This is a genomic window from Cobetia sp. PDI-12MA, from assembly GCF_059507695.1.
In genome coordinates, this window is record NZ_CM183351.1 from 2726192 (window position 1) to 2752726 (window position 26535).

Genomic DNA, 26535 nt, shown 5'->3' on the forward strand with positions numbered 1-26535 from the left:
CAGCCTGAACGTCAGCATCACGCTCTGCCGCCCGCCGCGCCACCCGCACGGCGGGCGGTTTGCGTTGTGGCCACCCTGCCACTTGCGTAACCCTTGACGAGGTGTAACGTGAAGACTCCCCTGACCTGACAGGAGCAGAACATGCCAGCGACCGCACCTCCTCATGCAGAAGCCTCTCTCCAGAATCACGATGACGCCCATGCCGGGCTTGCGCAGGTTATCAAGCATCTCGAGCGTATCAAGGCCTTCACGGCGCGCACCGGCAATGACCTCGGTGCCAAGCGCACCCTGCTTGAGGCTTACTTCGCCGCCGACGCCAGCATTATCGACACCGGCGTGACACCGCATCTCGCGATGGTGCCAGGCGGCGAGGGAGAGCGTGTCTGTGAGGTATTGCCAGCACCCGATGACGCACCAGCGCGCCCGCGTCGCCTGCTGTATGTGCATGGCGGCAGCTGGATCGCAGGCTCACCTGCCGGCCATCGTCCTCTGGCAAGCCGCCTGGGGCGAGCGGCACGCGCCGAGACCTACACCCTGGATTACCGCCTCGCGCCAGAGGCCGCCTTCCCGGCCGGCCTGCAGGACGTGCTGGCCGCGTGGCGCTGGCTGTGTGACGAATACCCGCAGGACCACCTGCTGCTGGCCGGTGACAGCGCGGGCGGCAACCTCACGCTGGCGACCGTGAATGCGCTCAAGAGCGCAGGCGAGCGGCTGCCGGATGCGGTGATCGCCTTCTCGCCCGCCACGGACCTCGGCTGGGGCAGCGCCTCGCTGTCGCGCAAGACCGAGGTGGACCCGATTCTCGACCCCAACCTGCTGCCCTTCGTGAGCATGGCCTATGTGCAGGACGGCACCGACATGAGCGATCCGCGCATCTCGCCGCTGGAGGGAAATCTGTTTGAGCTACCACCGACGCTGATCCAGTGCGGCGAGGCGGAGATCCTACTCGATGACAGCCGTCGCTACGCCACTCAGGCGCAGGACTGCGGTTCGCCCGTCACCTTGAGTCTGTGGCCGGACATGCCACATGTGTTCGTCGGCTTCGCCCCGCTGCTGAGCGCTGCCAATGCCGCCCTCAAGGAAGCACGCGAATTCCTCGACGCTACGCTTGCCTGAGCGGCGCGCACCAATCCTGCAGCGGATTTTCATGACACGCACACGAAAACGCCCGACTCGATGAGCCGGGCGTTTTCTGGAATCTGGTAGGACCAGGCGGATTTGAACCGCCGACCTCCACGATGTCAACGTGGCGCTCTAACCAACTGAGCTATGGTCCTGAAGTGTGGCAGATGACACAAGAACACTTGAAACATACCGTGGAACGGCTTGGTAGGACCAGGCGGATTTGAACCGCCGACCTCCACGATGTCAACGTGGCGCTCTAACCAACTGAGCTATGGTCCTGAATCAAGTGGCGCGATGTTGCCATCAGTGCCGATGCTGGTAGGACCAGGCGGATTTGAACCGCCGACCTCCACGATGTCAACGTGGCGCTCTAACCAACTGAGCTATGGTCCTATGTCAGCATGCTGAAACGCGAAGCAGTGTGATGCGAAGTGCTTTGCCCTGTCAGCGAGGACGTATTCTACGCAACTCCCGTTTTGATGCAACCCCCTGATGATAAAAAATTTTCTTGCCATTCCGCCTTGCCATGCCCGGGTAAAGAACGGACACGGACCAACCGCACGAGCGAGGCACGTGAACGAGACACGTCATCATGGCCAAGCCCTCAAACTGACAGACCTGATCTGTCCTGTCCGGCACTGCCAGCCACTCTCGCCGAATGGCACAAGGCTGGCTGGCAGCGCACGGACACGACAATGCCTGGCCGCAGCGCCTCGAATGCTAGAAGAAGACTCGACGCAGCGCAGCTGCCAACACGGCCCCCAGCAAGGGGCCGGCAATCGGCACCCAGGCATACTGCCAGCCCGAACTACCCTTGCCGGCAATCGGCAACACCCAATGCGCGATGCGCGGCGCCAGGTCACGCGCCGGATTCATGGCGTTGCCGGTCGGCCCACCCAGTGAAAGGCCGATCGCCCATACCAGCACACCGATCAGGTACGGCAGCGCCTGATCGGTGATCAGCGCGCTGTTGACCATGCTGCCGATGGCGAAGATGAGCACCACCGTCGCGATCGCTTCACTGATGACATTGGCCGTCTTGTGGGACACTGCCGGATCAGTACAGAAGACCGCGCGCTTGCGCAGCGTGTCTCGGGTCACCTCCCAATGCGGATAATAGGCCGCCCACACCAGTACCGCCCCCATGAAGCAGCCGAGAAGCTCCGCCAGCATCATCCTGGCGACCTTGAGCTCGTCGGTATGCACGCCCAGTAGGTATTTCGCGACCGTCACCGCCGGATTGAGATCGCCGTAGGGCGACCCTGTCGAGGTCGAGACCAGCACCCCGATCATCACGGCAAATCCCCAGCCGGCATTGATCATCAACCAGCTGGAACCCGCTCCCTTGGTGCCCCTGAGCATCGCATTGGCGACCACGCCACCTCCCAGCAGAATCATGAAGGTGGTGCCCAGAAACTCGCCCGTCATGACGTCAGTCCACATCTTGATGACCTCCGCCACTTGCCCCCGTCAGTCGTCTACCGCCACCTCTCGCCCGCACGAACGCGCCCCATCACGATGGAGTGGTGCCATCGCCGGGGGATGGCGAGAAAAGGCGGAGACCCGAAATGACTTCGCCCCGTCGTGGGACGGGGCGAAGTCAGGCTACAGTGCCACAGGTACAGGGAGCTGCTCCAGCAGATTGCGGCAAGGATTTGTTACAGCAGCAAATGCCACATGGAGGCGGCGATCAAGGCGCCCGCCAGGGGGCCGGCGATCGGCACCCAGGCGTAACCCCAGCCGGAGGCGCCCTTGCCGTGGATCGGCAACAAGGAGTGCGCGATACGTGGGCCCAGATCACGAGCCGGGTTGATGGCATAACCGGTCGCGCCACCCAGCGAGAGGCCGATGGCCCACACCAGCATGCCGACCAGATACGGCAGCAGACCAGCACTGATGGTGCCGGAGCCGACGATGGCGCCGATACCGAATATCAGCACCACGGTACCGATCACCTCGCTGAGCATGTTGCCCAGACGACACTCGACTGCCGGGTCCGTGCAGAACACCGCCCGCTTGAGGTCAGCATCACTGGTGCGTTTCCAGTGCGGCAGATAGGCCAGCCATACCATCACGGCACCGGCGAAACACCCGAGCATCTGCGCGATGATATGCCGCGCCACATCCATGAGGGTGGCATGCACCCCGAGCAGATACTTGGCAAGGGTCACCGCCGGATTGAGGTCTGCCTGGGGCGAGCCGGTCGAGACGGCCACGAACACGCCAATCATCACGGCGAAGCCCCAGCCGGTGGTGATCACGATCCAGCCGGAGCCATTGCCCTTGGTGTCAGACAGCACCACATTGGCGACCACGCCACCGCCAAACAGGATAAGGAATAGACAGCCGAGAAACTCGCCTGTCATGACATCGGTCCACATGCTCAGTGACCTCCGTCGCTTTTCACTCTTTCCACCGCTTCCAGCCAGCCGGCGTAGAGGCGTTCGCGCTGCTCTTCCGCCATTTCCGGCGCGAAGGTACGCTCGCAGTGCCACAGCTCGCTGATCTCATCCAGGCTATCATACCAGCCGATATGCAGGCCCGCCAGATACGCGACGCCCAGCGCCGTGGTCTCCAGCACGCGCGGACGATCCACCTTCACGCCCAGCATGTCAGACAGGAACTGCATCACCCAGTTGTTGCTGACCATGCCGCCATCCACGCGCAGATTCGCACAGCTGATGGCCACGTCATCCAGCATGCACTCCTGCAGGTCACGCGTCTGATAGCACACTGACTGCAGGCCGGCCGCCACGATGTCGGTGATGCCGGTGCCACGGGTCAGCCCCAGGATCGCGCCACGCGCCTGCGGGTCCCAGTGCGGTGCCCCCAGGCCAGTGAAGGCCGGCACCATGTAGACGCCGTGGTCGGCCTTGGCCGCACGCGCCAGCGGTTCGGTCTCGGAGGCATCGGAAAACAGCTTCAAGCCATCACGCAGCCACTGCACGGTCGCGCCCGCCACGAAGATGCTGCCTTCCATGGCATAGGTCGGCTTGCCATTGAGGCGATAGCCCACCGTGGTCAGCAGACGATTGCGGGACAGCTCCATCTTCTCGCCGGTGTTCATGATCATGAAGCAGCCGGTGCCGTAGGTGCTCTTGCTCATGCCGGGCGTGAAGCAGGCCTGGCCGACCAGCGCCGCCTGTTGATCGCCGGCAACGCCGCGAATCGGCATCGCTGCACCGAACAGCTGCGGATCGGTAGTGCCGAAATCATCACTGGAGTCCAGCACTTCCGGCAGCAAGGATTGTGGGATACCGAACAGCTCCAGCAGCTCACTGTCCCAGCACTGATCGACGATGTTGAACAGGCAGGTACGCGAGGCGTTGGTGGCATCGGTGACGTGGCGCTTGCCAGCGGTCAGCTTCCAGATCAAGTAGCTGTCGACGGTGCCGAAGGCCAGCTCGCCCTTCTCGGCACGTGCGCGAACGCCTTCGACATTCTCCAGAATCCAGCGCAGCTTGGTCGCGGAGAAATACGGGTCGATCAGCAGGCCGGTCTTCTGCTGGATCATGTCTCCATGACCGGCATCGGAAAGCTCACGACAGTACTCGTGGGTGCGGCGGTCTTGCCAGACGATGGCATTGTAGACCGGCACACCGGTCTCGCGATCCCAGACGATCGTGGTCTCACGCTGGTTGGTGATCCCGATGGCCGCGACCTGCTCGGCGCCGATATTGGTATTGATCAGCGCCTGATGCACGGTGCGCTTCACCGATCCCCAGATATCATCGACGTGATGCTCGACCCAGCCGCTGTTCGGAAAGTGTTGAGCAAATTCTTCTTGTGCCAGTCCGGTCACCGCGCCTTCACGATCGAAGAGGATGGCGCGCGAGCTGGTGGTTCCCTGGTCAATGGACAGAATGTGGTTGGTCATCGTCAATATCTCCCGGTAGTCCGTTACAAGATGGCCCGCCCATGCAACGTGCGGCGGGCTATTTGAATGATGATGTTTCCGCTGGGAATCAGCTGGCGGTGCGTACCGACAAGCGAGCACTCTCGAATATCGTCAACGACAGCAGGACGACCGCCATCACGCACGAGCCAATCAACAACATGAAACCACCATCCCATCCATAGGCATCTACCGTATAGCCTACCAAGGCACTGGCAGCGACAGAGCCGCCCAGATAACCGAACAGGCCAGTGAAACCAGCCGCGGTCCCTGCCGCCTTCTTGGGCACCAGCTCAAGCGCCTGCAGACCGATCAGCATGACCGGGCCATAGATCAGGAAGCCGATGGCGACCAGACACATCATGTCGATTCCCGGATTACCGGCAGGATTCAACCAATAGACGGTGGTGAAGACGGCGACCAGCGCCATGAAACATACCCCTGTCGCGCCGCGGTTGCCCCGGAACAGCTTGTCGGATAACCAACCACACAACAACGTGCCGGGGATACCGGCCCACTCATACAGGAAATATGCCCAGGAGGACTTGTCGACGCTGAAGCTCTTGGCTTCCTGCAGGTAGGTCGGCGCCCAGTCGAGAACCCCGTAACGCAGCAGATATACGAAGACATTCGCCAGCGCGATGTACCAGAGCATGCGATTCTTGAGCACGTACTTGACCAGGATCTCCCGCGTGGAGAATTCCTGTTCGTGGCTTTCATCGTATCCCGCCGGGTAGTCATTCTTGTGCTTCTCGATAGGAGGCAAGCCACAGCTCTGCGGCGTGTCCCGCATGGTCAGCAGGGCGAAGATCGCCACGAAGACGGCCAGCGCGGCCGGCACATAGAACGCGGAATGCCAGTCGTTGAACCATGCCATGCCAAGAATGAACAACGGACCGACAAGACCACCGCCGACGTTATGGGCCACGTTCCACACCGAGACGATCTGGCCACGCTCACTCTGTGACCACCAGTGCACCATGGTGCGACCGCAGGGCGGCCATCCCATCCCCTGCACCCACCCATTGAGGAACAGCAGCACGAACATGATGCCGATACTGGAGGTTGCCCAGTCAGTGAAACCGAACAGGAACATGATGCCGGCGGACATCAGAAGACCAGCAGGAAGGAAGTAACGCGGGTTGGAGCGGTCAGAGACAGCCCCCATCACGAACTTGGAGATACCATAGGCGATCGACACGCCGGCGAAGGCCAGACCAAGATCACCACGGGAATAGCCCTGCTCCACCAGGGAAGGCATGGCCAGAGAGAAGTTCTTGCGTACCAGATAGTAGCCGGCATAGCCTAGAAAGATACCGAGAAATATCTGCCATCTCAGTCGCTTATAGGTGTCGTCTACCTTGGCGTCGTGAAGCGGTGTGGCGTGCACCGCGGATTTGAATAAACCGTACATTCTGCTGCTCGCTCCTGATTTTACGACACCGACCTCTACACGGGCATAGCCACGCCTTGACAGACGCGCTTGGTGTTCGAATGCGAAAGTACAGGCTTCACATCAGTGTCACAATGCGAAAAGCACCGATATTCGCTAGACCTTTGTCTACATGATCTTGACAACCCTTTCTATTCAGTAAGTTATACATGATTTCACATGCCTTCAACGGCTTGCACTTACCGGGTCAGTCAGTGTGAAGACTGGCGTTACCGTAGGCATGTATCAAAAAGAACATCAAACGAACATTCTGGATGGCGCGCCGCCCCGCCCAGCCATCACCGGGCACCTGGTCGAGCAGCAAACGCACACAGACTCGCGTTGCCTCCGCGACGGTTCAGAGCAGGCGTCTTTACACCGGACATGAGCAAGAGGACAGGATGATGCAGCCAAAGCGCCATCGCGCCATTGTCGAACTGATCACGCGTCAGGGATATGCCTCCATCGAGCAGCTGGCCAGTCACTTCGATGTCACGCCACAGACCATTCGTCGCGACCTCAATCAGCTGTCCGAGGCCGGTGCGCTCAAGCGCGTGCATGGGGGCGCGGGGCTTGAGTCCAGCACCGTCAGCACCGCTTACAGCACCCGCAAGACATTGAACCTGGGCGCCAAGCGGCGCATGGCGGCGGCCCTGGCCAGGCAGATCCCCGACCACGCCTCGCTGTTCATCAACATCGGCACCAGCAACGAGATGGTGGCCGAGGCGCTGTGTGATCACCGCGGGCTTGAGGTCATCACCAACAACCTGAACGTGGCGGCCATCCTCCAGCACAAGGAGGATTTCAACGTCATCGTGGCCGGCGGCATGGTGCGCTCCCGCGATGGCGGCATCATTGGCGAGGCCACCATCGACTTCATCAACCAGTTCAAGGTCGACTTCGGCATCATCGGTATCAGTGGCATCGATGAAGATGGCTCGCTGCTGGAATTCGACTATCAGGAAGTGCGTGTCGCCCAGGCGATCATCCACAACTCACGCCAGGTCTTCCTGATCGCGGATCACTCCAAGTTCCAGCGCAATGCGGTCGTGCGCCAGGGCAACCTGAGCCAGCTCGATGCGCTCTTCACCGACATCCAGCCCCCGGAAAGCATTCTGACCCTGATGCGTCAGCACGAGGTCGCGCTGCACGTCGCCGACGACGAGTCGACGGGCGAGACCGGCGACGCTTGAGCACCGGGACGCGCCATCCAATCGACCAGTCACCTCACCAACGCGCCATGTCACCAACGAGCCAACACGACCAACTCGTCTCGCGATCACGGGGCCAGGCAACACGCCGACGAGCAGCCTGGCCCGGCTCTCACCCTTTTCTGCCTCGCCCCTTCCCCTCCATTCTCGTCGCCCCCTCTTGCACCAATGAGCCCTCGCAGATGACGACAGCCACACTTCTGCTGTCTTATCGCTGCCCAGTGACACCGCTTCGTCTACGCATGCCATGTCATGACGCTTGATCAGCCACTGCGCGCCCCGCCTGCGCCGCACGCGCGGCAACATGACAGCCAGCGCTTCATGAAAATGTCACGCCATGATCAGAGACTGAGAAAAAACACCGGCAAGACAACAGGTTGAATATCAGGCAATCCTCGGTTGCCAGACACTCGCCCAAATGATCACTTTCGAAAGCCATCGGCGCACAAGAATCCCCTTGATGTTCGACTTTTGCTAAGCTATGTTCACTTTCGAAAACCCATTATCGCGCACCTTGCCGGTGCAGACTCATTCGCCCCACCCGGTAGCGCCGGGCACGAGCAGGAGCAGCCCATGTCCCGCGACAACGATGCACTTCTTGACCTCTTCATCATCGGCGGCGGCATCAATGGCGCCGGTATCGCCAACGATGCCAGCGGCCGCGGCCTGAGCGTGGCCCTGTGCGAGCAGAACGACCTCGCCAGTGCGACCTCCTCCGCCAGCAGCAAGCTGATCCACGGCGGCCTGCGCTATCTGGAGCACTACGAATTCCGTCTGGTGCGCGAGGCTCTGCAGGAGCGCGAGGTGCTGCTCAAGAAGGCGCCGCATATCATCTGGCCACTGCGCTTCATCCTGCCGCACCAGCCGCATCTGCGTCCGGCGTGGATGATTCGCGCGGGCCTGTTCCTGTATGACCACATCGGCAAGCGCGAGACACTGCCAGCCTCCAAAAGTCTCAAGTTCGGCGAGCAGAGCCCGCTGGTCAGCGAGATCAATCAGGGCTTCGAATACTCGGATTGCTGGGTCGATGATGCGCGTCTGGTCATCACCAATGCGCTGCAGGCGCGCGAGCAAGGCGCCGAGATCATGACAGGCACCCGCTGTGTCGGCGCCCGTGATGTCGAAGGCCACTGGGAGCTGACACTTGAAGATGTCAGCAGCGGCGAGACCTTCATCCGCCGCGCACGCACCCTGGTGAATGCGGCAGGCCCGTGGGTGGAGTCCTTCATCAAGGGCGCCACCGAACGCACGCCGCGCTATGGCATTCGCATGATCCAGGGCAGCCACCTGATCGTGCCGCGCATCAATACCGATGACCGCGCCTTCATCCTGCAGAACAAGGACAAGCGCATCGTCTTCGTGCTGCCCTATCAGGAAGACTTCAGCCTGATCGGCACCACCGATGTGCGCTACAAGGGCGACCCCTCCGAGGTGGCCTGCTCCAGCGATGAGACCGACTACATGCTCGAGGTGGTCAACCATCACTTCAAGCGCAAGCTTGGCCGCGATGACGTGGTCTCGACCTTCTCCGGCGTACGCCCGCTGTGTGACGACGAGTCGGCAGACCCGTCCGCGATGACGCGTGATTACACCCTCCACCTGGATGACAGCGGCGCACCGATGCTGTCCATCTTCGGCGGCAAGATCACCACCTATCGCAAGCTGGCCGAATCGGCACTTAAAGACCTCAAGCCGCTGCTGCCGAGCATGGGCGAGCCGTGGACCCACGAGAAGGCCCTGCCCGGGGGTGATATCGAGAGCCGCGCAGCCTTCACTCGCCAGCTGCAGCGCGACTACCCGTTCCTCGGCGAAGCACGCGCCAGACGCTTCGCCTCAAGCTACGGCAGCCTGTGCCTGCATTTCCTCGACGGCAAGCAGAGCGAGGCGGACCTGGGCGAGGACTTCGGCGCAGGCCTGAGCGCTGCCGAGATCGACTACCTGGTCGAGCACGAATGGGCGCGTGAGGTGCAGGATGTCGTCTGGCGCCGCACCAAGCTGACGCTGCGCCTGAGCGATGAGCAGAAGACGCGCATCGGCGACTACCTCAAGGAACGCCTGCTGGCACGCGCCGCCTGATGAAAACCGGCTGAGCAAGCAGCGAAAAAAAGCCCGCCCCTCCTTGTCGGAGGGGCGGGCTTTTCGTTCAGGGACAGGCGGAATTTTTGGTCATGTATTGACGACTTACTGGATACCGCCCGCCGTCAGCTTGGCCGGGTCGAGCAGACGCTCCAGCTCCTCGCGTGACAGCTCAGTCTCTTCCTCGGCCACATCCAGAATCGGACGCCCGGCCTGATAGGCCACCTTGGCCACTCGCGCCGCCTCGTTGTAACCGATCACCGGATTGAGCGCCGTGACCAGAATCGGGTTCTTGGCCAGCGGGGCCTCGATGTTGTCCTGGCGCACGTTGAAGGTGGCAATGGCCTTGTCCGCCAGCAGGCGGCTGACATTGGCACTCAGCGTGATCGAGGACAGCAGATTGTTGGCGATCAGCGGCAGCATGACATTGAGCTGGAAGTTGCCGCTCTGCCCGGCGATGCCGATGGTGGCGTCATTGCCCATCACCTGCGCCGCCACCTGAGCGGCCGCCTCGGGGATCACCGGATTGACCTTGCCCGGCATGATGGAGCTGCCCGGCTGCAGGGCCTCAAGCTCGATCTCGCCCAGCCCTGCCAGCGGGCCGGAATTCATCCAGCGCAAGTCGTTGCTGATCTTCATCATCGCCACGGCGTAGGTACGCAGATGGCCGGAGAGCTCGACTGCCGTGTCCTGGGAGGACAGCGCCGCGAAGAAGCTCTCGGCGGGGCGGAAGGCATGCCCGGTCTGGTGTGAAAGGCGTTCAGCGATGCGCTCGGCGAATTCCGGATGCGCGTTGATGCCACTGCCGACGGCGGTGCCGCCCTGGGCGAGGCGCTCGAGGCGCGGCAGCACCTGCTCGATACGCTCGATGGCCTGTCCGACCTGCGCCTGCCAAGCACCCAGCTCCTGACTCATGCGGATCGGCATCGCATCCATCAGGTGAGTGCGACCGGTCTTGACGACGTCGTCCACCTCAGAGGCCTTACGGGAGATCACCTCATGCAGATGGCACAGCGCCGGCAACAGGGTGTCCGAGACAGCGATGACGGCGGACAGATGAATGGCTGTCGGGATGACATCATTGCTCGACTGCCCCATGTTGACGTGGTCGTTGGCACCGACGCTCACATCCTTGTCGCCCAGATGCTGATTGGCAAGCTGCGTCAGTACCTCGTTGACGTTCATGTTGGTTGAGGTGCCGGAACCGGTCTGGAAGACATCGACCGGGAATTGATCGGCATGCTCGCCGTCGATGACCTGGCGCGCCGCCTTGATGATCGCCTCGGCACGCACGTCATCCAGCAGCTCCAGGTCACGGTTGACCTCGGCCGCAGCCAGCTTGATGCGCGCCACGGCGCGAATGAAGGCAGCAGGCAACGGCTGGCCGCTGACGGGGAAGTTATCGACCGCTCGCTGAGTCTGGGCGCCATAGAGTGCGCTTGCCGGCACTTCGAGTTCACCCATGCTGTCGCGTTCACGGCGGGTCTGGCTGCTCATGCTTGTCTCCCTGTGCTGTTGCATATGACGTCGCACCTGGCTGGCGTCACTGATGGGCGGCTGGCAATGAAGTGATCGATGACCTGATCGCCAGCTTCAATCCCCTGATGATCACTTGGGGACGTACAGGATACCAATCAAGCCGCTTGATAGTAGTGATTATCAATAACAATTACACATTCATTGCCGGGCTCCGTCATCACACGGCCTGCAACCTTTCGGATGCGCCCTTGCAAGATGGCTCCTCACCAATCCTCTGTTACGCAAGACAGGGCCTCGGTTACACTGTGCAGCGCTTCAACCATGGCCATGGCCCCTTGGCCACGCCTCATGAATCCTGTCGACGGAATGACCGCGAACCTGATGTCCACCTCTTCGCTGCTGAAACCCGCCGTGTGTGCGGTGTGCACCATCCCTCACTTCCTCGTGCCTGTCGGAGGGGAAATCGCGTCATGAAATGGTTATCGCACAATCCTTACTTCACCTACCTGCACCGCCAGCGCCTGCATATCCTGCGTGTGACCGTCGCTCTGACGCTGTGCTTTTCGATCATCGAGCTGTTCAGTCTGCCGCACAGTTCCTGGGCATTGGTCAGCACCGTGATGGTCATGGGCAATCTACCCCACGTCGGCGGTGTCATCGACAAGGGCTGGCAACGTCTGGTCGGCACTCTGCTTGGTGGCCTGTGGGGCCTGATATTGATTCTGGTCGCCGAGCCACTGCCGGGCGTGGTGCCATTCTGGAGCATCGTCGGCATCGCCCTGGCGCTGAATGCCACCTTCAGCAACCGCTATGGCTACAGCTCGCTGCTGTTCTGCGTCACGCTGCTGATGGTGATCGGTGATGGCAATCATGATCTCGGCATCGGGCTGTGGCGTGTCTTCAATGTGGTGCTGGGCACCCTGATCAGCATCGTGGTCAGCATGGTGCTGCTGCCACAGAAGGCGACGGATGTCTTCCGCTTTCTGCTGGCCGACAACCTCGACAAGCTGGCACGCCTCTACCACGGCCATACCAAGGCCGAGCGTGAGGGCGTCAATGAGGGGCTCGCGCTGGTGCGTGCCACCTCGGCACAGCTGGTCAAGCAGCGCGGGCTGGTCGATGCCGTCGCTCAGGAAGGCCGCATCAATCGTGCCGACATCGAGGAAATCCTGTCCTTCGAGCGCCGCATGATCTCGACCATCGAACTGCTGCAGGAAACCCACTGGAACACCCGCGAAGGGCATGAATTCATCGAGGGGTTGGATGGCCTGCGTGATGCCCAGCATCGCCTGGCCCGTGCCCTGGGGACCCTGGCCTTCCAGGTACGCACCGGCCAGAGCATCGAGCTGACGGTGACGCCCTTTGACCTGCAACGCTATGCCGATGTTCGCAATGTCGAGAGCCGCAACGGCCGTGCGCTGTTCAGCCCGGCAGGCTACCTGTGGCTCAATCGCGAGCTGGCACGCCTGACCGAAGCCCTGGGCGAGCGGCTGGCCTTGCTGGAGCGTCTGCCGAGCCAGCGCCTGCAGCGCCGACTGCCGGGCCATGGCCTGATCAGTGATGCGCGCCGTCTGTTCCTGCCGGAAGACCCGACGCCGGGCGATACGGCAGCCCCCACCAGGCGCGAGAACAGCGCTGGCAGGCAACACTCTCCGGCCAGCAAGGCGCCGGCCAGCAAAGCGACGGCGAGTGATGACACCAGCAGTGATGACATCTTCAGCGATGAGCCAGACCGCCGCGATAGGCGCCAGCCAGACTCGGGCGGCAATGAGACTGCCAGGAAAGATACATGAACTCAGTATCCGGAGTGACTCCCGCAAGCCAGCATGATGTGCTGATCGTCGGTGGCGGCGCGGCAGGTTTGACCCTGGCACTCAGCCTCGCCAATCGCCTGCTGCCCGGCCCGCGCACCCGCCGCGTCACGCTGTTGCGTCCAGCGCGTGAGGCACAGGGTGCCAGCCGCTGGGCACAGGGCGGTATCGCGGCGGTGCTGGCGCCAGAGGACGATGTGGAGTCCCATGTCGCAGACACCCTGATTGCCGGCGATGGCCTGTGCAACGAGCGCGCGGTGCGCTTCACCGTCGGTCACTCGCGGGAGGCGATCGAATGGTTGATCGCGCTCGGCGTGCCCTTCACCCCGGCCGATGCCGACGCCAGCTACCCCTTCCACCTTACCCGCGAAGGGGGGCATGGCCGCCGCCGCATCATCCACGCCGCCGACGCCACCGGGCGGGCGCTGCTCGACACGCTCAGCGCCCACGTCGAAGCTCACCCGAACATCGAGATTCTCGAAGACCTGCTGGCCGTCGACATCGCGATCAACGCTGGCCGCGCCAGTGGTCTGTGGGTGATGGACAGCACGGGCCAGCGCCAATGGCTGGCAGCCAATGACCTGGTACTGGCCACCGGCGGCGCCAGCGGGCTGTTCGCCCACGCCACCAGCCCGAGCGCCAGCGTCGGTGACGGCATGGCGATGGCGACCCGCGCCGGCGCCAGCCTGATGAACCTGGAGTTCCAGCAGTTTCATCCCACCTGCTTGTATGATCCCGATGGCACGCCCTTTTTGATCTCCGAGGCGGTGCGGGGCGAAGGGGGGCTGCTGCTGCGCCCGGATGGGCATCGCTTCATGGCCGATCATGACCCTCGCCTGGAGCTGGCGCCGCGTGATGTCGTGGCACGCGCCATCCTCACCGAGATGCGCACGCACGGTCTCGAGCATGTCTGTCTGGATATCAGCGCGCTGGGCGCCGAGGCGATCGAGCACCACTTCCCGACCATCGCCGAGCACTGTCTGACGCGCGGGATCGATATTCGTCATGCACCGATACCCGTCGTCCCTGCCGCCCACTACAGCTGCGGCGGCATCGCCACCGGGCTGGATGGCGAAAGCGACCTGCCGGGGCTCTGGGCCATCGGCGAAGTCGCCTGCACGGGCCTGCACGGCGCCAATCGCATGGCCAGCAACTCGCTGCTCGAATGCCTGGTGCAGGCGCGCGCCTGTGGTGAAGCACTTGGGCAACTCCACCGCGCCGACGAGCCACGCCTGACGAGCACGCTCGACTCGCTGATGCCGCAACACGCCACCCTGCTCACACAGCTTGCCGACAATGGTCAGGTCTGGCGCTGCGTGATGCGTTTGAGCGCGGACGAGGCACGCACGCGCCTGCACAGCTTGCGCCAGCTGATGAGTCTGCAAGCGGGAATCGAGCGCAGCCAGCACGGCCTGAGGGAGGCGTTGAAGCAGATAGCACAGTGGGTATCGCTTGAGGCGGGACAGGCGGCAGAGAGCGAGCAGCACAGGCAAGCTTCAGTGCCGCGGGCAGGGCTCGATCATCTTGCGCTCTATCAGGCCTTGACGCTGGCACCGCTGCTGCTGCTCTGCGCCCATCAGCGTCACGAGTCACGCGGCCTGCACTTCATCCGCGACTTCCCGATGCCGGCGCCGCGCGCTCGCGATAGCATCATTCGGCTCTCGGCCTTCGCTGCCGCGACCTGAGCGGTTTATGCGAAGCGCCATGAGAAGGACCATGAAAAGGCTCATAAGCAGGCTCAGCGTGCATGGCCCCCCTGGGCAGCGACGCGCCGCAGGGTATCCAATGGCGGTGGCTGACGCGGCAATCCATGCGGCAAGGGCGGCCACAGCCATACCCGCTGGGTTTTCAGGTGCTGCTGGTCCGCGCCCTGCGCTCTCAAGCCCTGTAGCCCCATCCCCTGTGGCCCGAAGCCCTGCGTCGAGATCTCGAGCCCGATCAGCCGCGGCGAGCACCACAGGCAGCGCACGGTGACGGGCTGCCAGCTGCGTGAGGCACCATCGGCCCACCACCAACAGAGCTGCATCTCCGGGTGACGATGGCGCGCATCTGAGGCAGGCGGGGTGTCACTGGCTTCGGTCTCGGCTTCGCTTTCTGCTTCGGTCTTGGCTTCAGCCTCATGCTCCGGCACTGGCGCCTGGCCACCGCTGGCAAGCGCCGCATCAGCGCAGAGGCTGCCCCCCAGGGCCAGCCAGACTCGCGCCTCGGGGTCCTTGAGACGCCGCCGAGCCTGGCGCCACCAAGATACCAGCTCTCCAGCCTGCAGCAGCCAGCCCAGCCCCACCACGCTCAAAAGCGTCATGACACCATCCGGCAGCTGAGCGAGCCCCTCAAACGCACAATGCCCCGCCTCGAAAGGCAGGGCATTGCGCAGGAATTGCCACTGACAGGTCCACCACGTACTGACAACGAACTGGCCAGTCGCCAGCTCGGCAAGCCAGACCCACAAGGCGAGACTCGCCGCCAACAGCCCGACGCGCAGGCTGGCGTGGGTCGCGAACGCCTGCCTAGAGGCCCTTGAACTGATCGCGCTCGCCATTCTCGGCATTGGCGATCACCATGTTGATCAGGCGCTGGTACTCGGCATTGCCGCACGGGTCGCGCTTCATCAGCCACACGAAGAGATCCTGATCCTCTTCGGCCAGCAGCTGCACATAGAGCGCCTTGTCGTCTTCGCTCAAGGCGTCGAAACGCTGCTCCAGAAACGGCAGCAGCAGCAGATCGAGCTCCCACATGCCGCGACGCGAATGCCAATGCAGCCGCTTGCGAATCACATCTTCCATTGCCTGAACCTCAGTCGTCACATCAATGCGCGCAGTATACCCGAGGGGGGCGTCAGCGGCATCCGTTGACCCGTTGCTCGGGCAGGAATTGGCAATCCGTGCCGTGATCGGCAATGATGTCCCTAGTGCGTTGTTTTCTCAGGATTTGCCCATTATGCTGAGGAGATAACAATCACAAGGATGCGTGTGCCTGTCCGGTGACAAGAGGTCGCCCGGCTGACGCATCACGAACGCCTTTCGCGAGAAAGGTGCAGGCATGGAGAGATCCGATGACCAAGTCCGAGCTGATCGAACAGATAGCCATGCGACAGCCTGAGTTGTCGCTCAAGGATGTAGAGGCCGCGGTTCGCATCATCCTCGATGATGTGACAGACGCCCTGGCCCACGGCGGTCGCGTCGAGATTCGCGGTTTCGGCAGCTTCTCGCTGCACTACCGTGAGCCACGACTGGGGCGCAATCCCAAGACCGGCGAGCCTGTGGATCTGGATGGCAAGTTCGTCCCCCACTTCAAGCCCGGCAAGGAGCTGCGCGAGCAGGTCGATGCCAGTCGCGCCCTGGGGTATTGACCACAGTGATGATGACGATGCGACTGACTGACAGCGCTGACCGTAGATGAACACCCGGCGTGACGGGGCTGGCGGGTTCAGTGCCGGCAGACACCCGCTCAAGTCCTGATACCAGAGACGACAGCCACCCACCTCACGGCGTCGCCGCCAAGACTCGCGCGATGGGCAGTGATACACTCGCTCCCAGATGATTCACGACTGCATTTCATGACAAGGAAACCGTTATGCGTTGGCTAAAAGGTCTCGTTCTGGCCGTGATCCTGCTGATCGTCCTGCTGGTCGGTATTCTCTTTGCCGTTCACAACCAGCAAGCCGTGCCCCTCGACCTCATCTGGGTAGAGCTGCCTGCTGCGTCCCTTTCCATGTGGCTGCTGTTCTCGCTGGCCGTCGGCGTCGTGCTTGGCATGGTCGCGATGACCGGCATGTATCTGCGCCTGCGCACGCTGTTGACCCGTGCCCAGCGTCGCAACCAGCAGCAACGCAAGGAACTGGACCAACTGCGCATCCAGGAGATCAAGGAAGTGGCATAAATGCCTGATCTGATATTGCTGGGATTGCTGATGGCGGCCATCGCCATCGGATTCTGGCTGGGGCGGCGTGATCGTCGCCCCGATGAACAAGCACCGGCTCCTGCCACCCTGTCCCGCGACTACTTCGTCGGCCTCAATCATCTGCTCAACGAGCAGCCTGATCGTGCCATCGAAACCTTCGTTCAGGCCCTGGAAGTCAACAGCGACACCGTCGATACCCACATAGCGCTGGGCAATCTCTATCGCAGTCGCGGCGAAGTCGATCGTGCCGTCAAGATTCACCAGAACCTGCTGGCCCGCCCTGCCCTGGATAGCGAACAGAGCGAGCGTGTCCAGCTGGAACTTGCCCGCGACTTCATGCGCAGCGGTGTCTATGACCGCGCCGAGAAGCTGCTGGAAACTCTCCTCAAGCAAGCACAGCACGACAGTCATCGGCGTGCCGGCCGCCGCCTGTTGATCGACCTCCTCGAGCGGGAGCGCGAGTGGGAGGCCGCACTCGAAGTCGCTCATGCCATTCTGCGTCAGGAAGGCGGCATCCGCCGCGCGGCGGCCCATTGGCACTGCGAACTAGCCGCGCTGGATATCGCCGAAGGTAGCCAGGCGATGGCCCGCAAGCGCTTGAAGCAGGCGCTTTCCACCGACGAGAAATGCGTACGCGCCAACTGGATGCTGGCCGAGATCGAATTCGATCATGCCAACTACAAGCAGTGCATCCGCCTGCTGCAGCGCATCCCACGTCAGGACACCGGCTTCACCCCCATCATTCTCGAGCCACTGGGCAACGCCTTTCGCATGCTGGATGACGAGAGTGGCCTGGTGCGCCTGCTGCATCAGGAAGTCGAACGCGCGCCCTACACCACGACCGTCATCAGCCTTGCACAGTTGATCGAGCGTCGCGAGGGTGTCGAGGCCGCCGCCAGCTTCGCCAGCGAGCAGCTGCATCGTCACCCCAGCCTGCGTGGCGTCGACTACCTGCTCGATCTCTACCTGCTGGATGCCGACGAGCGCGAGACCGAGCGTTTCAATCTGCTCAAGCGCCATACCCAGCAGCTGATCCAGGCGCGCCCTCGCCATCGCTGTCATCGTTGCGGCTTCGAAGCCTCGATGCTGCTCTGGCAATGTCCGAAGTGCCGCCACTGGGGCACGGTCAAGCCGATCACCGGCCTGGAAGGTGAGTAATGGCGCCAACTGGTGCACAGCTACCCGCTGACAGGCAGACCACAGATACCAGAACGAAAAGCCCCCTGCAGCTACGCTGCAGGGGGCTTTTTCATGCCGCCTTGATGACTACCGGACTGACGCTATCGAACTGACGCCACCGATCACATCAGCCCTGCCCGATGGCACGCTCGCGCAGGCGCGGCGAGAGCAGCTCGCCCACGAGACAGGCTGCCAGGATGACGGCCACGAAATACGGCCAGTCGCCGAATGACAGCTCTGCGACACCCAGGGCATCGACGAAGATCGCCAGGATGCAGACCGGGCTGACATAGCGAATCATGAACAGCCACAGACGATAGCCGGCGTCGCTCAGATTCAACTCATCGCGCAGCATGCTGCTCTTGAAGACGAACCCGGCCAGCAGCGCCATGGCGATGCCACCGATCGGCATCATCCAGCGCGAGGTCAGGTAATCGAGCCAGTCGAAGAAGTGCTTGCCGGCCAGCGTCCAGTCCGCGCCGAGATTGAACGACAGCATCGCGAACATCGCCACCAGCCACAGCACACTGCCGGCCAGCCACGAAGCCTTGGCGCGGCTCATGTTGCGGTTCTCGCTCAGCCAGGCGACGGTCGCCTCGATCATCGAGATGGCGGAGGTCAGGGCGGCGATCGAGAGCATGGCGAAGAACAGCACCCCGAACAGCTGCCCGAAGGGCATCTGGTTGAAGGCCACCGGCAGGCTCATGAAGATCAGCCCCGGCCCGGAGGATGGGTCCATGCCATTGGCGAAGATGATAGGGAAGATCGCCAGACCCGCCATCAACGCCACCAGAGTATCGGCGATCGCCACCGTGAAGGTGGTACGGGCGATGGAGGTGCCCGACGGCAGGTAAGAGCCGTAGGTGAGGATGGCGCCGGAGGCCAGTGACAGGGTAAAGAAGGCATGTCCCAGCGCGGCCAGCACCCCTTCGCTGCTCAAGCGCGTGACATCGAAATCGAACAGGAAGTGGAAGCCTGCCGAGAAGTTGCCCGAGGTCAGGGCGTAGCCGATCATGATCAGCAGCATGATCACCATGCCCGGCATCATCCAGCGCACACTCTTCTCGACACCTTCCTGCACCCCGCGCCCGACGATCAGCATCGTCACCACTGTCACCAGCGTGGCCCAGCCGCCCAATGCCCAGGGATTGGCGTTGCCGGCCTCGAAGATGGCGCCCAGCTCCGCGACGCTGTGTCCGGACAGCGCACCACTGGCCATCTTCCACAGGTAACTGAACGACCACCCCGCGACCACGACATAGAACGACAGGATCATGAAGCCGGCCAGCATCGCGATCCAACCGAAGACCTTCCACAACGGACTGGCCCCCGCTTCACGTGCCAGATTGGCAATCGCCTCGATGGGGCTGCCGCGCCCCCGCCGCCCGAAGGAAATCTCCGCCATCATCACGGGCACGCCCACGGCGAGAATGCAGGCCAGATACACCAGCACGAAGGCACCCCCGCCATACTCACCGGTGATATAGGGAAACTTCCAGATATTGCCCAGCCCTACTGCGGAACCGGTAGCTGCAAGGATGAAGCCCCAGCGACTGATCCAGAGATTCTTGGGTTGCTGTCTTGCCGTCATGGAATACCTTACAAGTTATTGTTGTGAGCCAGTGGTGATCGACGCAACGCCTGGCCGTCTTGGGTGCTCACACAGACCATTTTACTGATATGAAGCATGTTCGTCCGCGATTCCCATCGAAAATCACCACGATTCCCTCAGAATTCCTCTGCGAAAACGCCATCACCACACGACGGCAATCACTCTACATTAGATACTCCAACTTGGTAACATTTGAAACGATAATGACCACCCAGGGCTGGCAAGCAACCTACCCTGAGAGGAACGACGCCGCAAAAGGACCCGACATCACCGCATCAATGGAGTAGGCTCATTCAAGAGACGCAGACCAGAACGCTCTGGCTAGAGAGGTCTGGGCCTGAGAGTGCTGGGACCTGAGAGTGCCTGGCCAGAAAGCGTCTGGACAAAGAGCAGCTGGCCTCATCTGGCAGCGCAGACAAGGAGGCGTCATGCATCGTCAATTCGCGGTTATCGGACTGGGCTATTTCGGCAGCACCGTCGCGCGGGAACTCAGGCGCCATGACCATGAAGTGCTCGGCGTCGACGCCGATGAGAAGCGTCTCAATGCCGTGGCAGACCTGCTCAACCAGGCCGTGATCGCGGACCCCACCGATGAACATGCCCTGCAGGAGTTGGGGCTTGAACAGTACGATGCCGTCCTGATCGATCTGGCCAACTCGATGGAACAAAGCCTGATCTGCGCGCTGCTGGCCAAGGAGCTTGGCGCCAGAGAGCTGTGGGTCAAGGCCACCTCGGATGCACACCACAAGCTGCTCAGCCGCCTGGGGGTCGATCACATCGTGCATCCCGAGTACGACCTGGGCGTGCGCGTGGCGGAAAGCCTCGCCTACCATGCCATGGTCGACTTCATCCATCTCGGCGATCACCAGTTCGTGGTCGAGCTGGAGGTCAGTGCCCGGCTGGGCGATGACTGCCAGCAGCTCGATCAGCTGCCCATCGATGACGACATCAGCGTGATCGCGCTGCGCAAGGGCAAGACCCTCGATCGCCAACCCTCCGGCAGCACGCGACTGTCCACCGGCGACCATCTGGTTCTGATCGGCGAATTGAGCGCGCTGCGCAAACTGGGGGCTCATCTATGAGGCAGCGCTACCGGCGCTATCTCCGCCCCCTGACCCGCACCCCACGCGGGCCCATCATCCATCTGTCGCCGCCGGAGATTCTGCTGAGCGGCTTTCTGGGCCTCGGCATGCTGGGCGCCTGCCTGCTGAAACTGCCCGGCATGCATCAGGAAGGCTTGAGCTGGCTGTCGGCGCTGTTCACCGCCACCTCGGCCGTCACGGTCACCGGCCTCTCCGTCACTCCGCTCAGCGACTTCACCCTCGCGGGCCAGACCATCGTACTGATACTGATCCAGCTCGGAGGCCTAGGCTTCATGACCATTGCCGCCCTGTCGCTGGTGATGCTGGGCCAGAGCCTGCCGATGCATCAGACCAGCCTGCTGCGCGAGGCGCTCAATCGCAGCAGTTCACGCGAGATAGGCCGCCTGCTCAAGATCATCACCGCCTTTGCACTGACGCTCGAGCTGGCAGGCGCTTCCTTGCTGGCGATGGACTGGGTGCCCGAGTACGGCTGGCAGGAGGGGCTCTGGCTGAGCCTCTTCCACTCGGTCTCGGCCTTCAACAATGCCGGCTTCACCCTGTGGCCGGACAGCCTGATGCGCGAGGCGGCCAATCCCCTGACCAGCGGCGTGATCGGAGTCCTGTTCATGACCGGCGGCATCGGTTTCGCCGTCATCGGCGAGCTGCGTGAGCGGCGACGCGAACATGGCTGGCGCGTGCTGCTGCAACCCTCGCGCTTTTCGGTGCAGACACGCCTGGTGATCGAAGCCACCGTGGCACTCAACCTGCTGAGCCTGGTGATGATACTGGCGCTCGAGTGGCGCAACCCCGGCACGCTGGGCGCCATGGCCAGTCATGGCGAACGCCTGCTCGCCGCCGCCTTCATGGCCATCACACCGCGCACCGCCGGTTTCAGCGTCATCGATACCGCCGAGATGACGCAAGCCTCGACCCTGTGGACCATGGCGCTGATGTTCATCGGCGGTGGCAGCGGCTCGACGGCCAGCGGAATCAAGCTGACCACCTTCGTGGTGCTGTTGCTGACCACCCGCGCCTTCCTGCGCCGCGAACCCTCTCCCACCCTGCATGGCCGCCGCATCGGCGATGACACCGTCTTCAAATCGATCGCCGTGGCACTGGCGGCGATGCTGCTGATCTTCAGCATGCTGTTCGGTCTGACCATCACCGACCCGGACCACGCCTTTCTGTCACTGGCCTTCGAGACCGTCTCGGCCTTCGGCACCGTCGGCCTGAGCCACGGCCTGACGCCCGAGCTCTCGCCCGGCGGGCAATTGCTGATCATCACGACCATGCTGCTGGGTCGCACCGGACCACTCGCCCTCGGCTACCTGCTGGCGACCCGCAGCCGCCCCGGCATCAGCTATGCGCGTACCGAGCTCTCGATCGGCTGATGTGCATGTGCACGGGCGATGGCGCGCGGCTGATGGCACACCACAGACGACACCTCAGAACGACGAAAGCCCCGACGCTGGGCATCGGGGCTTTCGTGAGCATGGTCACCCGCTCAGGGAGCGGCGGGTGAGGTCAGGCAATGACCTCAGTGATCATCATCATGATCATCGTGGTCATCATGCTCTTCAAGACGCTGATGTGCGTGCGTCTCGCCATCGTACTCATCCACTCGGGCCTTGAGCTTCTGACCTGGGCGGAATGTCACCACGCGACGCGCGGAGATCGGAATCTCCTCGCCTGTCTTGGGATTGCGCCCCGGACGTTCGCGCTTGTCACGTAGATCGAAGTTGCCGAAACCGGACAGCTTCACCTGTTCATTTTCCCGCAGGCAACCGCGAATCTCGTCGAAGAACACCTCTACCATCGACTTGGCTTCGCGCTTGGACATGCCGAGTTCTGCGTGCAGATGCTCGGCAAGTTCCGCCTTGGTCAACGCTCCCATGTCCGCTCCCTCGTTCAAGTGGCGACTCATGCTCTCAGCGCCGCCCCGAAACGTGTGTGGCCATCGGTGACGATCGCATCGACTAACTGATTGATTTCCTCATCATTCAGCGTGCGCGAAGGATGCTGCCAGGTCAAGCCCAGGGCGAGCGACTTGTGACCATCGGCTACCCCCTGGCCCTGATAGACGTCAAACAGGCGCAGGTCCGTCAGCCATTCACCGGCTTGCGAGCGGATGGCGTCGAGCAGCGACTGCACGTGAATGCCCTCTTCGACCACGAAGGCCAGGTCACGACGCACTTCCGGATACCTGGAGAGCGGCGCGAAGCGCGGCAGACGGCCTGCGCAGGCAGAGGCCAGCGTGATCTCGAACACGAACACCTCGACCTTCAGGCCAAGCTCGGCGCGCGCCGCCGGGTGCAGGGCACCCATCCAGCCCGCCGGCTCGCCATTGAAGAACAGCTGAGCGCACTGGCCCGGGTGCAGTGCCGGATGCTCGGCAGCTTCGAAGCGCCAGGCGTCCAGATTGCCGCCCAGTGCCAGCAGTGCCTCGACATCGCCCTTGAGATCGAAGAAATCGACCTTGTCACGACCGCCATTCCAGCCTTCCGGCAGACGGGCACCGGTGATCAGGCCGCCGATCATCGGCGTCTGCTCGAGGGAGTCCAGCTCGCCGCGGAACACAAGCCCGGTCTCGAACAGGCGCACGCGCGACTGCTGACGATTGAGGTTGTGGCTCAGCGCCTTGACCAGCCCCGGCAGCAGCGAGCTGCGCATCACCGCCATGTCGCTGGAAATCGGGTTGACCAGTGCCGGCGCCACCCCTTGCGGATCCAGCGTCTTCTGCAGCTCAGGGGCGACGAAGCTGTAGCTGATCGCTTCCTGATAGCCCCGCGCCACCAGCTGACGACGCAGGCTGGTCAGCGGCTGGGTGGTCTCATTGGCCACGGCCGGCGCCAGACGCGCGTTCGGGCGGCTGACAGGCAGATTGTTATAGCCGTGGATGCGCGCCAGCTCCTCGATCAGGTCAGCCTCGATGCTGACATCGAAACGCCAGCTCGGCACCGTCACCTGCCATTGGCTATTGCCATTCGCGGCGACCTGCATGCCCAGACGCTCAAGAATCTCGACGATCTCGTCATCCGGCAGCGCCATGCCCAGCGTGCGCTCGACACTGGTGCCGCTCAGGCTGACGACAGCGGCCTTGGGCAGCGCTGCGTCGCTGGCAACCTCGATGATCGGGCCCGGCTTGCCGCCGGTGATCTCGAGCAGCAGAGCCGTCGCGCGCTCGATGGCATCACGCTGCAGCTGCGCGTCCACACCACGTTCGAAACGATGCGAGCTGTCAGTGTGCAGGCCGTAGCTACGCGCCTTGCCAGCCACGCTCAACGGCGCGAAGAAGGCCGACTCGAAGAAGATGTCGCGCGTCTCGGCGTTCACACCACTGCCTTCACCACCCATCACACCGGCGATGGCCAGCGGGCCCTTCTCGTCGGCGATGACCAGGGTGTCGTCCCGCAGCGCGACTTCCTGACCGTCGAGCAGCGTCAGCGGCTCTTCAGCGGCTGCCATGCGCACCTCGATGCCACCGTTCAGGCGTGCCAGATCAAAGGCGTGCATCGGCTGGCCGAGTTCGAGCAGCACGTAGTTGGTGACGTCGACGACGGGGTCGATGCTGCGGATGCCACTGCGACGCAGACGCTCCTCGAGCCACAGCGGCGAGGTCGCGGCGACATTGACGTCACGCACGACACGTCCCAGATAGCGCGGGCATACCTCTGGCGCGCTGACGGTGACCGGGAAGGTGTCGTCGATCTGGGCGGCAACCGGCTCGATGCTCGGCGCCGTGACGGCGAGACGATTGAGCACGCCGACTTCGCGCGCCAGCCCCTTGACGCTCAGGCAGTCGCCGCGGTTCGGGGTCAGGTCGACCTCGATGGCGTTGTCGTCAAGATTCAGGAAGTCACGTGCATCACGGCCCACCGGCGCGTCCGCGGCCAGCACCATGATGCCGTCGGAGGCCTCGGCTTCCAGACCCAGCTCGGAGGCGCCACAGATCATGCCGCGGGATTCGACACCGCGCAGCTTGGCCTTGCGAATCTTGAAGTCGCCCGGAAGCTTCGCGCCGACCTGAGCGAAGAGCACCTTCTGGCCAGCGGCGACATTCGGGGCGCCACATACGACCTGCACCAGTGCACCACTGCCATCATCTACCTGGCAGACATTGAGGCGATCGGCCTCCGGGTGCGGTTGCTTGTCCTTGACCTCGGCCACGACCACGCCGGTGAACTCACCGGCGACCGGTTCGATACCATCGACTTCCAGACCGGCCATGGTGACCTGATCGGCCAGCTGCTGGGTGTTCAGTTCCGGCGACACCCACTCACGCAGCCACTGTTCGGAAAATTTCATCTTGCTGTCCTGTTCCGTAAGTTCACGCCCTCAAGGCGCGATACGTGAATGAGTGCCTAGCTGAACTGGCGAAGGAAACGCAGGTCGTTCTCGAAGAACAACCGCAGGTCGTTGACGCCGTAACGCAGCATCGCCAGACGCTCTACGCCCATGCCGAAGGCGAAGCCGCGGAAGCGCTCGCTATCGATACCGGAGTGACGGAAGACTTCCGGATGCACCATGCCGCACCCCATCACCTCGAGCCAGCCGGTATGGGAGCAGACACGACAGCCGTCACCTGCACACATCACGCACTGGATATCGACTTCAGCGGACGGTTCGGTGAACGGGAAGTAGGACGGACGGAAGCGGACTTCCAGGTCATCACGCTCGAAGAAGGCATGCAGGAACTCTTCGACGGTGCCCTTGAGGTCGGCGAAGCTGACATTCTCGTCGACCAGCAGACCCTCGACCTGATGGAACATCGGAGTGTGGGTCAGATCGGAGTCGCAGCGATAGACGCGACCCGGGCAGACAATGCGCAGCGGCGGCTCACTGGCCTTCATGCTGCGCACCTGCACCGGAGAGGTGTGGGTGCGCAGAAGACGCGTGGCGTCAAAATAGAAGGTGTCATGCATCGCGCGCGCCGGGTGATGCGACGGGATGTTCAGCGCTTCGAAGTTGTGATGGTCATCTTCGATTTCCGGCCCTTCAGCGACACCGTAACCGATGTGCGAGAAGAAGCTTTCGATACGCTCAAGCGTGCGGGTGACCGGGTGCAGGCCGCCTACCGGCTCACCACGGCCCGGCAGGGTCACATCGACGCGCTCGGCGGCAAGACGCGCATTGAGCGCCGCCGTTTCCAGCGTATTGCGACGTGCATCCAACTCGCCACTCAACAGCTGCTTGGCTTCGTTGATGGTCTCACCGGCCTTGGGGCGCTCTTCGGGGGACAACTTGCCGAGGCCCTTGAGCAGTGCGGTGATCTCGCCCTTCTTGCCGAGAAAACGTACCCGTACCTCATCGAGGGTCTGGACGTCTTCGGCCGCCTGGATCGCGGTGCGTGCTTCGTCCACCAGGGTGGAAAGATGTTCCATCCGTTCAGCTCCGATCGCTTGAGTCACTGGCGCGGCAATGTCCGCCACCAATGGAAGTCGCGCCGACCTGAAGGTCGGCAGGGAGAGCGCCCCGCCTGCGGTGAATCACACAGACGATCGCGCCCTTGCCAGAGACCGGCCCGCAACGCGGCCAATCCCGTTCATGTCGCTGCTGCCCCACCGCCGGCTCTCTGACGGCGGGCCAAACAAAAACAGGGGAAGAGCGGCTGCTCTTCCCCTGTGACGTAACACGTCATCTCGATACCGCCTGAGTTGTCCAATGCAAGCATTCGACAGTCACGGCCCGGTTCGCCACCTCAGCGGCTCGCCGGGCCTGGGCGATATCTGATCC

General features: G+C 62.7%; 21 protein-coding genes and 3 tRNA genes. 10 read left to right on the forward strand and 14 right to left on the reverse strand.

Annotated features, from left to right (window positions below):
• The first annotated feature begins 141 nt into the window (after positions 1-141).
• Positions 142-1116: an alpha/beta hydrolase gene (locus AC5WNI_RS11640; protein ID WP_495928496.1), complete on the forward strand. Its 975-nt coding sequence runs from the start codon at positions 142-144 to the stop codon at positions 1114-1116.
• An 84-nt stretch (positions 1117-1200) separates the two neighbouring features.
• Here the strand turns inward: AC5WNI_RS11640 and AC5WNI_RS11645 are convergent.
• From AC5WNI_RS11645 to glpT, 7 genes are all read right to left on the reverse strand, one after another.
• A tRNA-Val gene (locus AC5WNI_RS11645) sits at positions 1201-1277 on the reverse strand.
• Positions 1278-1327: 50 nt separating this feature from the next.
• Positions 1328-1404: transfer RNA gene (locus AC5WNI_RS11650), tRNA-Val, on the reverse strand.
• 37 nt (positions 1405-1441) lie between these two features.
• Positions 1442-1518: transfer RNA gene (locus AC5WNI_RS11655), tRNA-Val, on the reverse strand.
• 327 nt (positions 1519-1845) lie between these two features.
• Positions 1846-2568, reverse strand: coding sequence for an MIP/aquaporin family protein (locus AC5WNI_RS11660; RefSeq protein ID WP_495928497.1), 723 nt, complete (start codon positions 2566-2568; stop codon positions 1846-1848).
• A 215-nt stretch (positions 2569-2783) separates the two neighbouring features.
• Positions 2784-3506, reverse strand: a complete 723-nt coding sequence (locus AC5WNI_RS11665; RefSeq protein WP_175089355.1) for an MIP/aquaporin family protein — start codon at positions 3504-3506, stop codon at positions 2784-2786.
• Positions 3507-3508: 2 nt separating this feature from the next.
• Complete coding sequence (glpK, locus tag AC5WNI_RS11670; protein ID WP_495928498.1) at positions 3509-5002, reverse strand: glycerol kinase GlpK; 1494 nt, start codon at positions 5000-5002, stop codon at positions 3509-3511.
• Positions 5003-5090: 88 nt separating this feature from the next.
• Positions 5091-6434 carry a glycerol-3-phosphate transporter gene (gene glpT / locus AC5WNI_RS11675; RefSeq protein WP_175089352.1) on the reverse strand — a complete coding sequence of 448 codons (1344 nt, stop codon included), beginning with the start codon at positions 6432-6434 and terminating at the stop codon, positions 5091-5093.
• A 419-nt stretch (positions 6435-6853) separates the two neighbouring features.
• Here glpT and AC5WNI_RS11680 point away from each other — a divergent pair, with 419 nt between their 5' ends.
• On the forward strand, positions 6854-7645 hold the full coding sequence (locus tag AC5WNI_RS11680; protein WP_175089351.1) for a DeoR/GlpR family transcriptional regulator: 792 nt from the start codon (positions 6854-6856) through the stop codon (positions 7643-7645).
• A gap of 591 nt (positions 7646-8236) precedes the next feature.
• Positions 8237-9739, forward strand: coding sequence for a glycerol-3-phosphate dehydrogenase (gene glpD, locus AC5WNI_RS11685; protein ID WP_495928499.1), 1503 nt, complete (start codon positions 8237-8239; stop codon positions 9737-9739).
• Positions 9740-9844: 105 nt separating this feature from the next.
• Here glpD and AC5WNI_RS11690 read toward each other — a convergent pair whose 3' ends face one another.
• Complete coding sequence (locus AC5WNI_RS11690; RefSeq protein ID WP_495928500.1) at positions 9845-11236, reverse strand: class II fumarate hydratase; 1392 nt, start codon at positions 11234-11236, stop codon at positions 9845-9847.
• Between the two features lie 452 nt (positions 11237-11688).
• On the opposite strand from AC5WNI_RS11690, the gene AC5WNI_RS11695 reads away from it, so the two are divergent.
• Positions 11689-13011 carry an FUSC family protein gene (locus AC5WNI_RS11695; protein WP_495928501.1) on the forward strand — a complete coding sequence of 441 codons (1323 nt, stop codon included), beginning with the start codon at positions 11689-11691 and terminating at the stop codon, positions 13009-13011.
• A complete protein-coding gene (nadB, locus tag AC5WNI_RS11700) occupies positions 13008-14714 on the forward strand; it encodes an L-aspartate oxidase (protein WP_175089344.1) in 1707 nt (568 codons plus the stop codon). Before AC5WNI_RS11695 ends, nadB begins: the two co-directional genes overlap by 4 nt.
• Before the next feature lie 53 nt (positions 14715-14767).
• On the opposite strand, the gene AC5WNI_RS11705 is transcribed toward nadB, so the two are convergent.
• Both AC5WNI_RS11705 and AC5WNI_RS11710 read right to left on the reverse strand, forming a co-directional pair.
• Complete coding sequence (locus tag AC5WNI_RS11705; RefSeq protein WP_495928502.1) at positions 14768-15577, reverse strand: hypothetical protein; 810 nt, start codon at positions 15575-15577, stop codon at positions 14768-14770.
• Complete coding sequence (locus tag AC5WNI_RS11710) at positions 15537-15812, reverse strand: FAD assembly factor SdhE (protein WP_043335628.1); 276 nt, start codon at positions 15810-15812, stop codon at positions 15537-15539. Before AC5WNI_RS11710 ends, AC5WNI_RS11705 begins: the two co-directional genes overlap by 41 nt.
• A 269-nt stretch (positions 15813-16081) precedes the next feature.
• On the opposite strand from AC5WNI_RS11710, the gene AC5WNI_RS11715 reads away from it, so the two are divergent.
• The 3 genes from AC5WNI_RS11715 (at position 16082) to lapB (ending at position 18087) form a co-directional block, all read left to right on the forward strand.
• The gene (locus AC5WNI_RS11715) at positions 16082-16378 is read left to right on the forward strand and encodes an integration host factor subunit beta (RefSeq protein ID WP_043335630.1); all 297 of its coding nucleotides are present in this window, start codon (positions 16082-16084) and stop codon (positions 16376-16378) included.
• Positions 16379-16602: 224 nt separating this feature from the next.
• The gene (locus AC5WNI_RS11720) at positions 16603-16908 is read left to right on the forward strand and encodes a lipopolysaccharide assembly protein LapA domain-containing protein (RefSeq protein ID WP_054555462.1); all 306 of its coding nucleotides are present in this window, start codon (positions 16603-16605) and stop codon (positions 16906-16908) included.
• Complete coding sequence (gene lapB, locus AC5WNI_RS11725; RefSeq protein WP_175089339.1) at positions 16909-18087, forward strand: lipopolysaccharide assembly protein LapB; 1179 nt, start codon at positions 16909-16911, stop codon at positions 18085-18087. It abuts the gene before it with no gap.
• A 148-nt stretch (positions 18088-18235) separates the two neighbouring features.
• Here lapB and AC5WNI_RS11730 read toward each other — a convergent pair whose 3' ends face one another.
• Entirely contained in the window at positions 18236-19699 is a 1464-nt protein-coding gene (locus tag AC5WNI_RS11730) for a sodium-dependent transporter (protein ID WP_495928503.1), read from the reverse strand.
• A 449-nt stretch (positions 19700-20148) separates the two neighbouring features.
• Between AC5WNI_RS11730 and AC5WNI_RS11735 the strand changes: the two genes are divergently transcribed.
• The gene (locus AC5WNI_RS11735) at positions 20149-20802 is read left to right on the forward strand and encodes a potassium channel family protein (RefSeq protein ID WP_368449561.1); all 654 of its coding nucleotides are present in this window, start codon (positions 20149-20151) and stop codon (positions 20800-20802) included.
• The gene (locus AC5WNI_RS11740) at positions 20799-22193 is read left to right on the forward strand and encodes a TrkH family potassium uptake protein (RefSeq protein WP_495928504.1); all 1395 of its coding nucleotides are present in this window, start codon (positions 20799-20801) and stop codon (positions 22191-22193) included. The genes AC5WNI_RS11735 and AC5WNI_RS11740 overlap by 4 nt, the downstream gene beginning before the upstream one ends.
• Before the next feature lie 146 nt (positions 22194-22339).
• Here AC5WNI_RS11740 and ihfA read toward each other — a convergent pair whose 3' ends face one another.
• From ihfA to pheS, 3 genes are read right to left on the reverse strand one after another with little or no spacing between them, the layout of a single operon-like run.
• On the reverse strand, positions 22340-22696 hold the full coding sequence (ihfA, locus tag AC5WNI_RS11745) for an integration host factor subunit alpha (protein ID WP_107336300.1): 357 nt from the start codon (positions 22694-22696) through the stop codon (positions 22340-22342).
• Positions 22697-22722: 26 nt separating this feature from the next.
• Positions 22723-25107, reverse strand: coding sequence for a phenylalanine--tRNA ligase subunit beta (gene pheT, locus AC5WNI_RS11750; RefSeq protein WP_495928505.1), 2385 nt, complete (start codon positions 25105-25107; stop codon positions 22723-22725).
• Positions 25108-25163: 56 nt separating this feature from the next.
• Entirely contained in the window at positions 25164-26183 is a 1020-nt protein-coding gene (gene pheS, locus AC5WNI_RS11755; protein ID WP_043335643.1) for a phenylalanine--tRNA ligase subunit alpha, read from the reverse strand.
• Positions 26184-26535 lie beyond the last annotated feature (352 nt).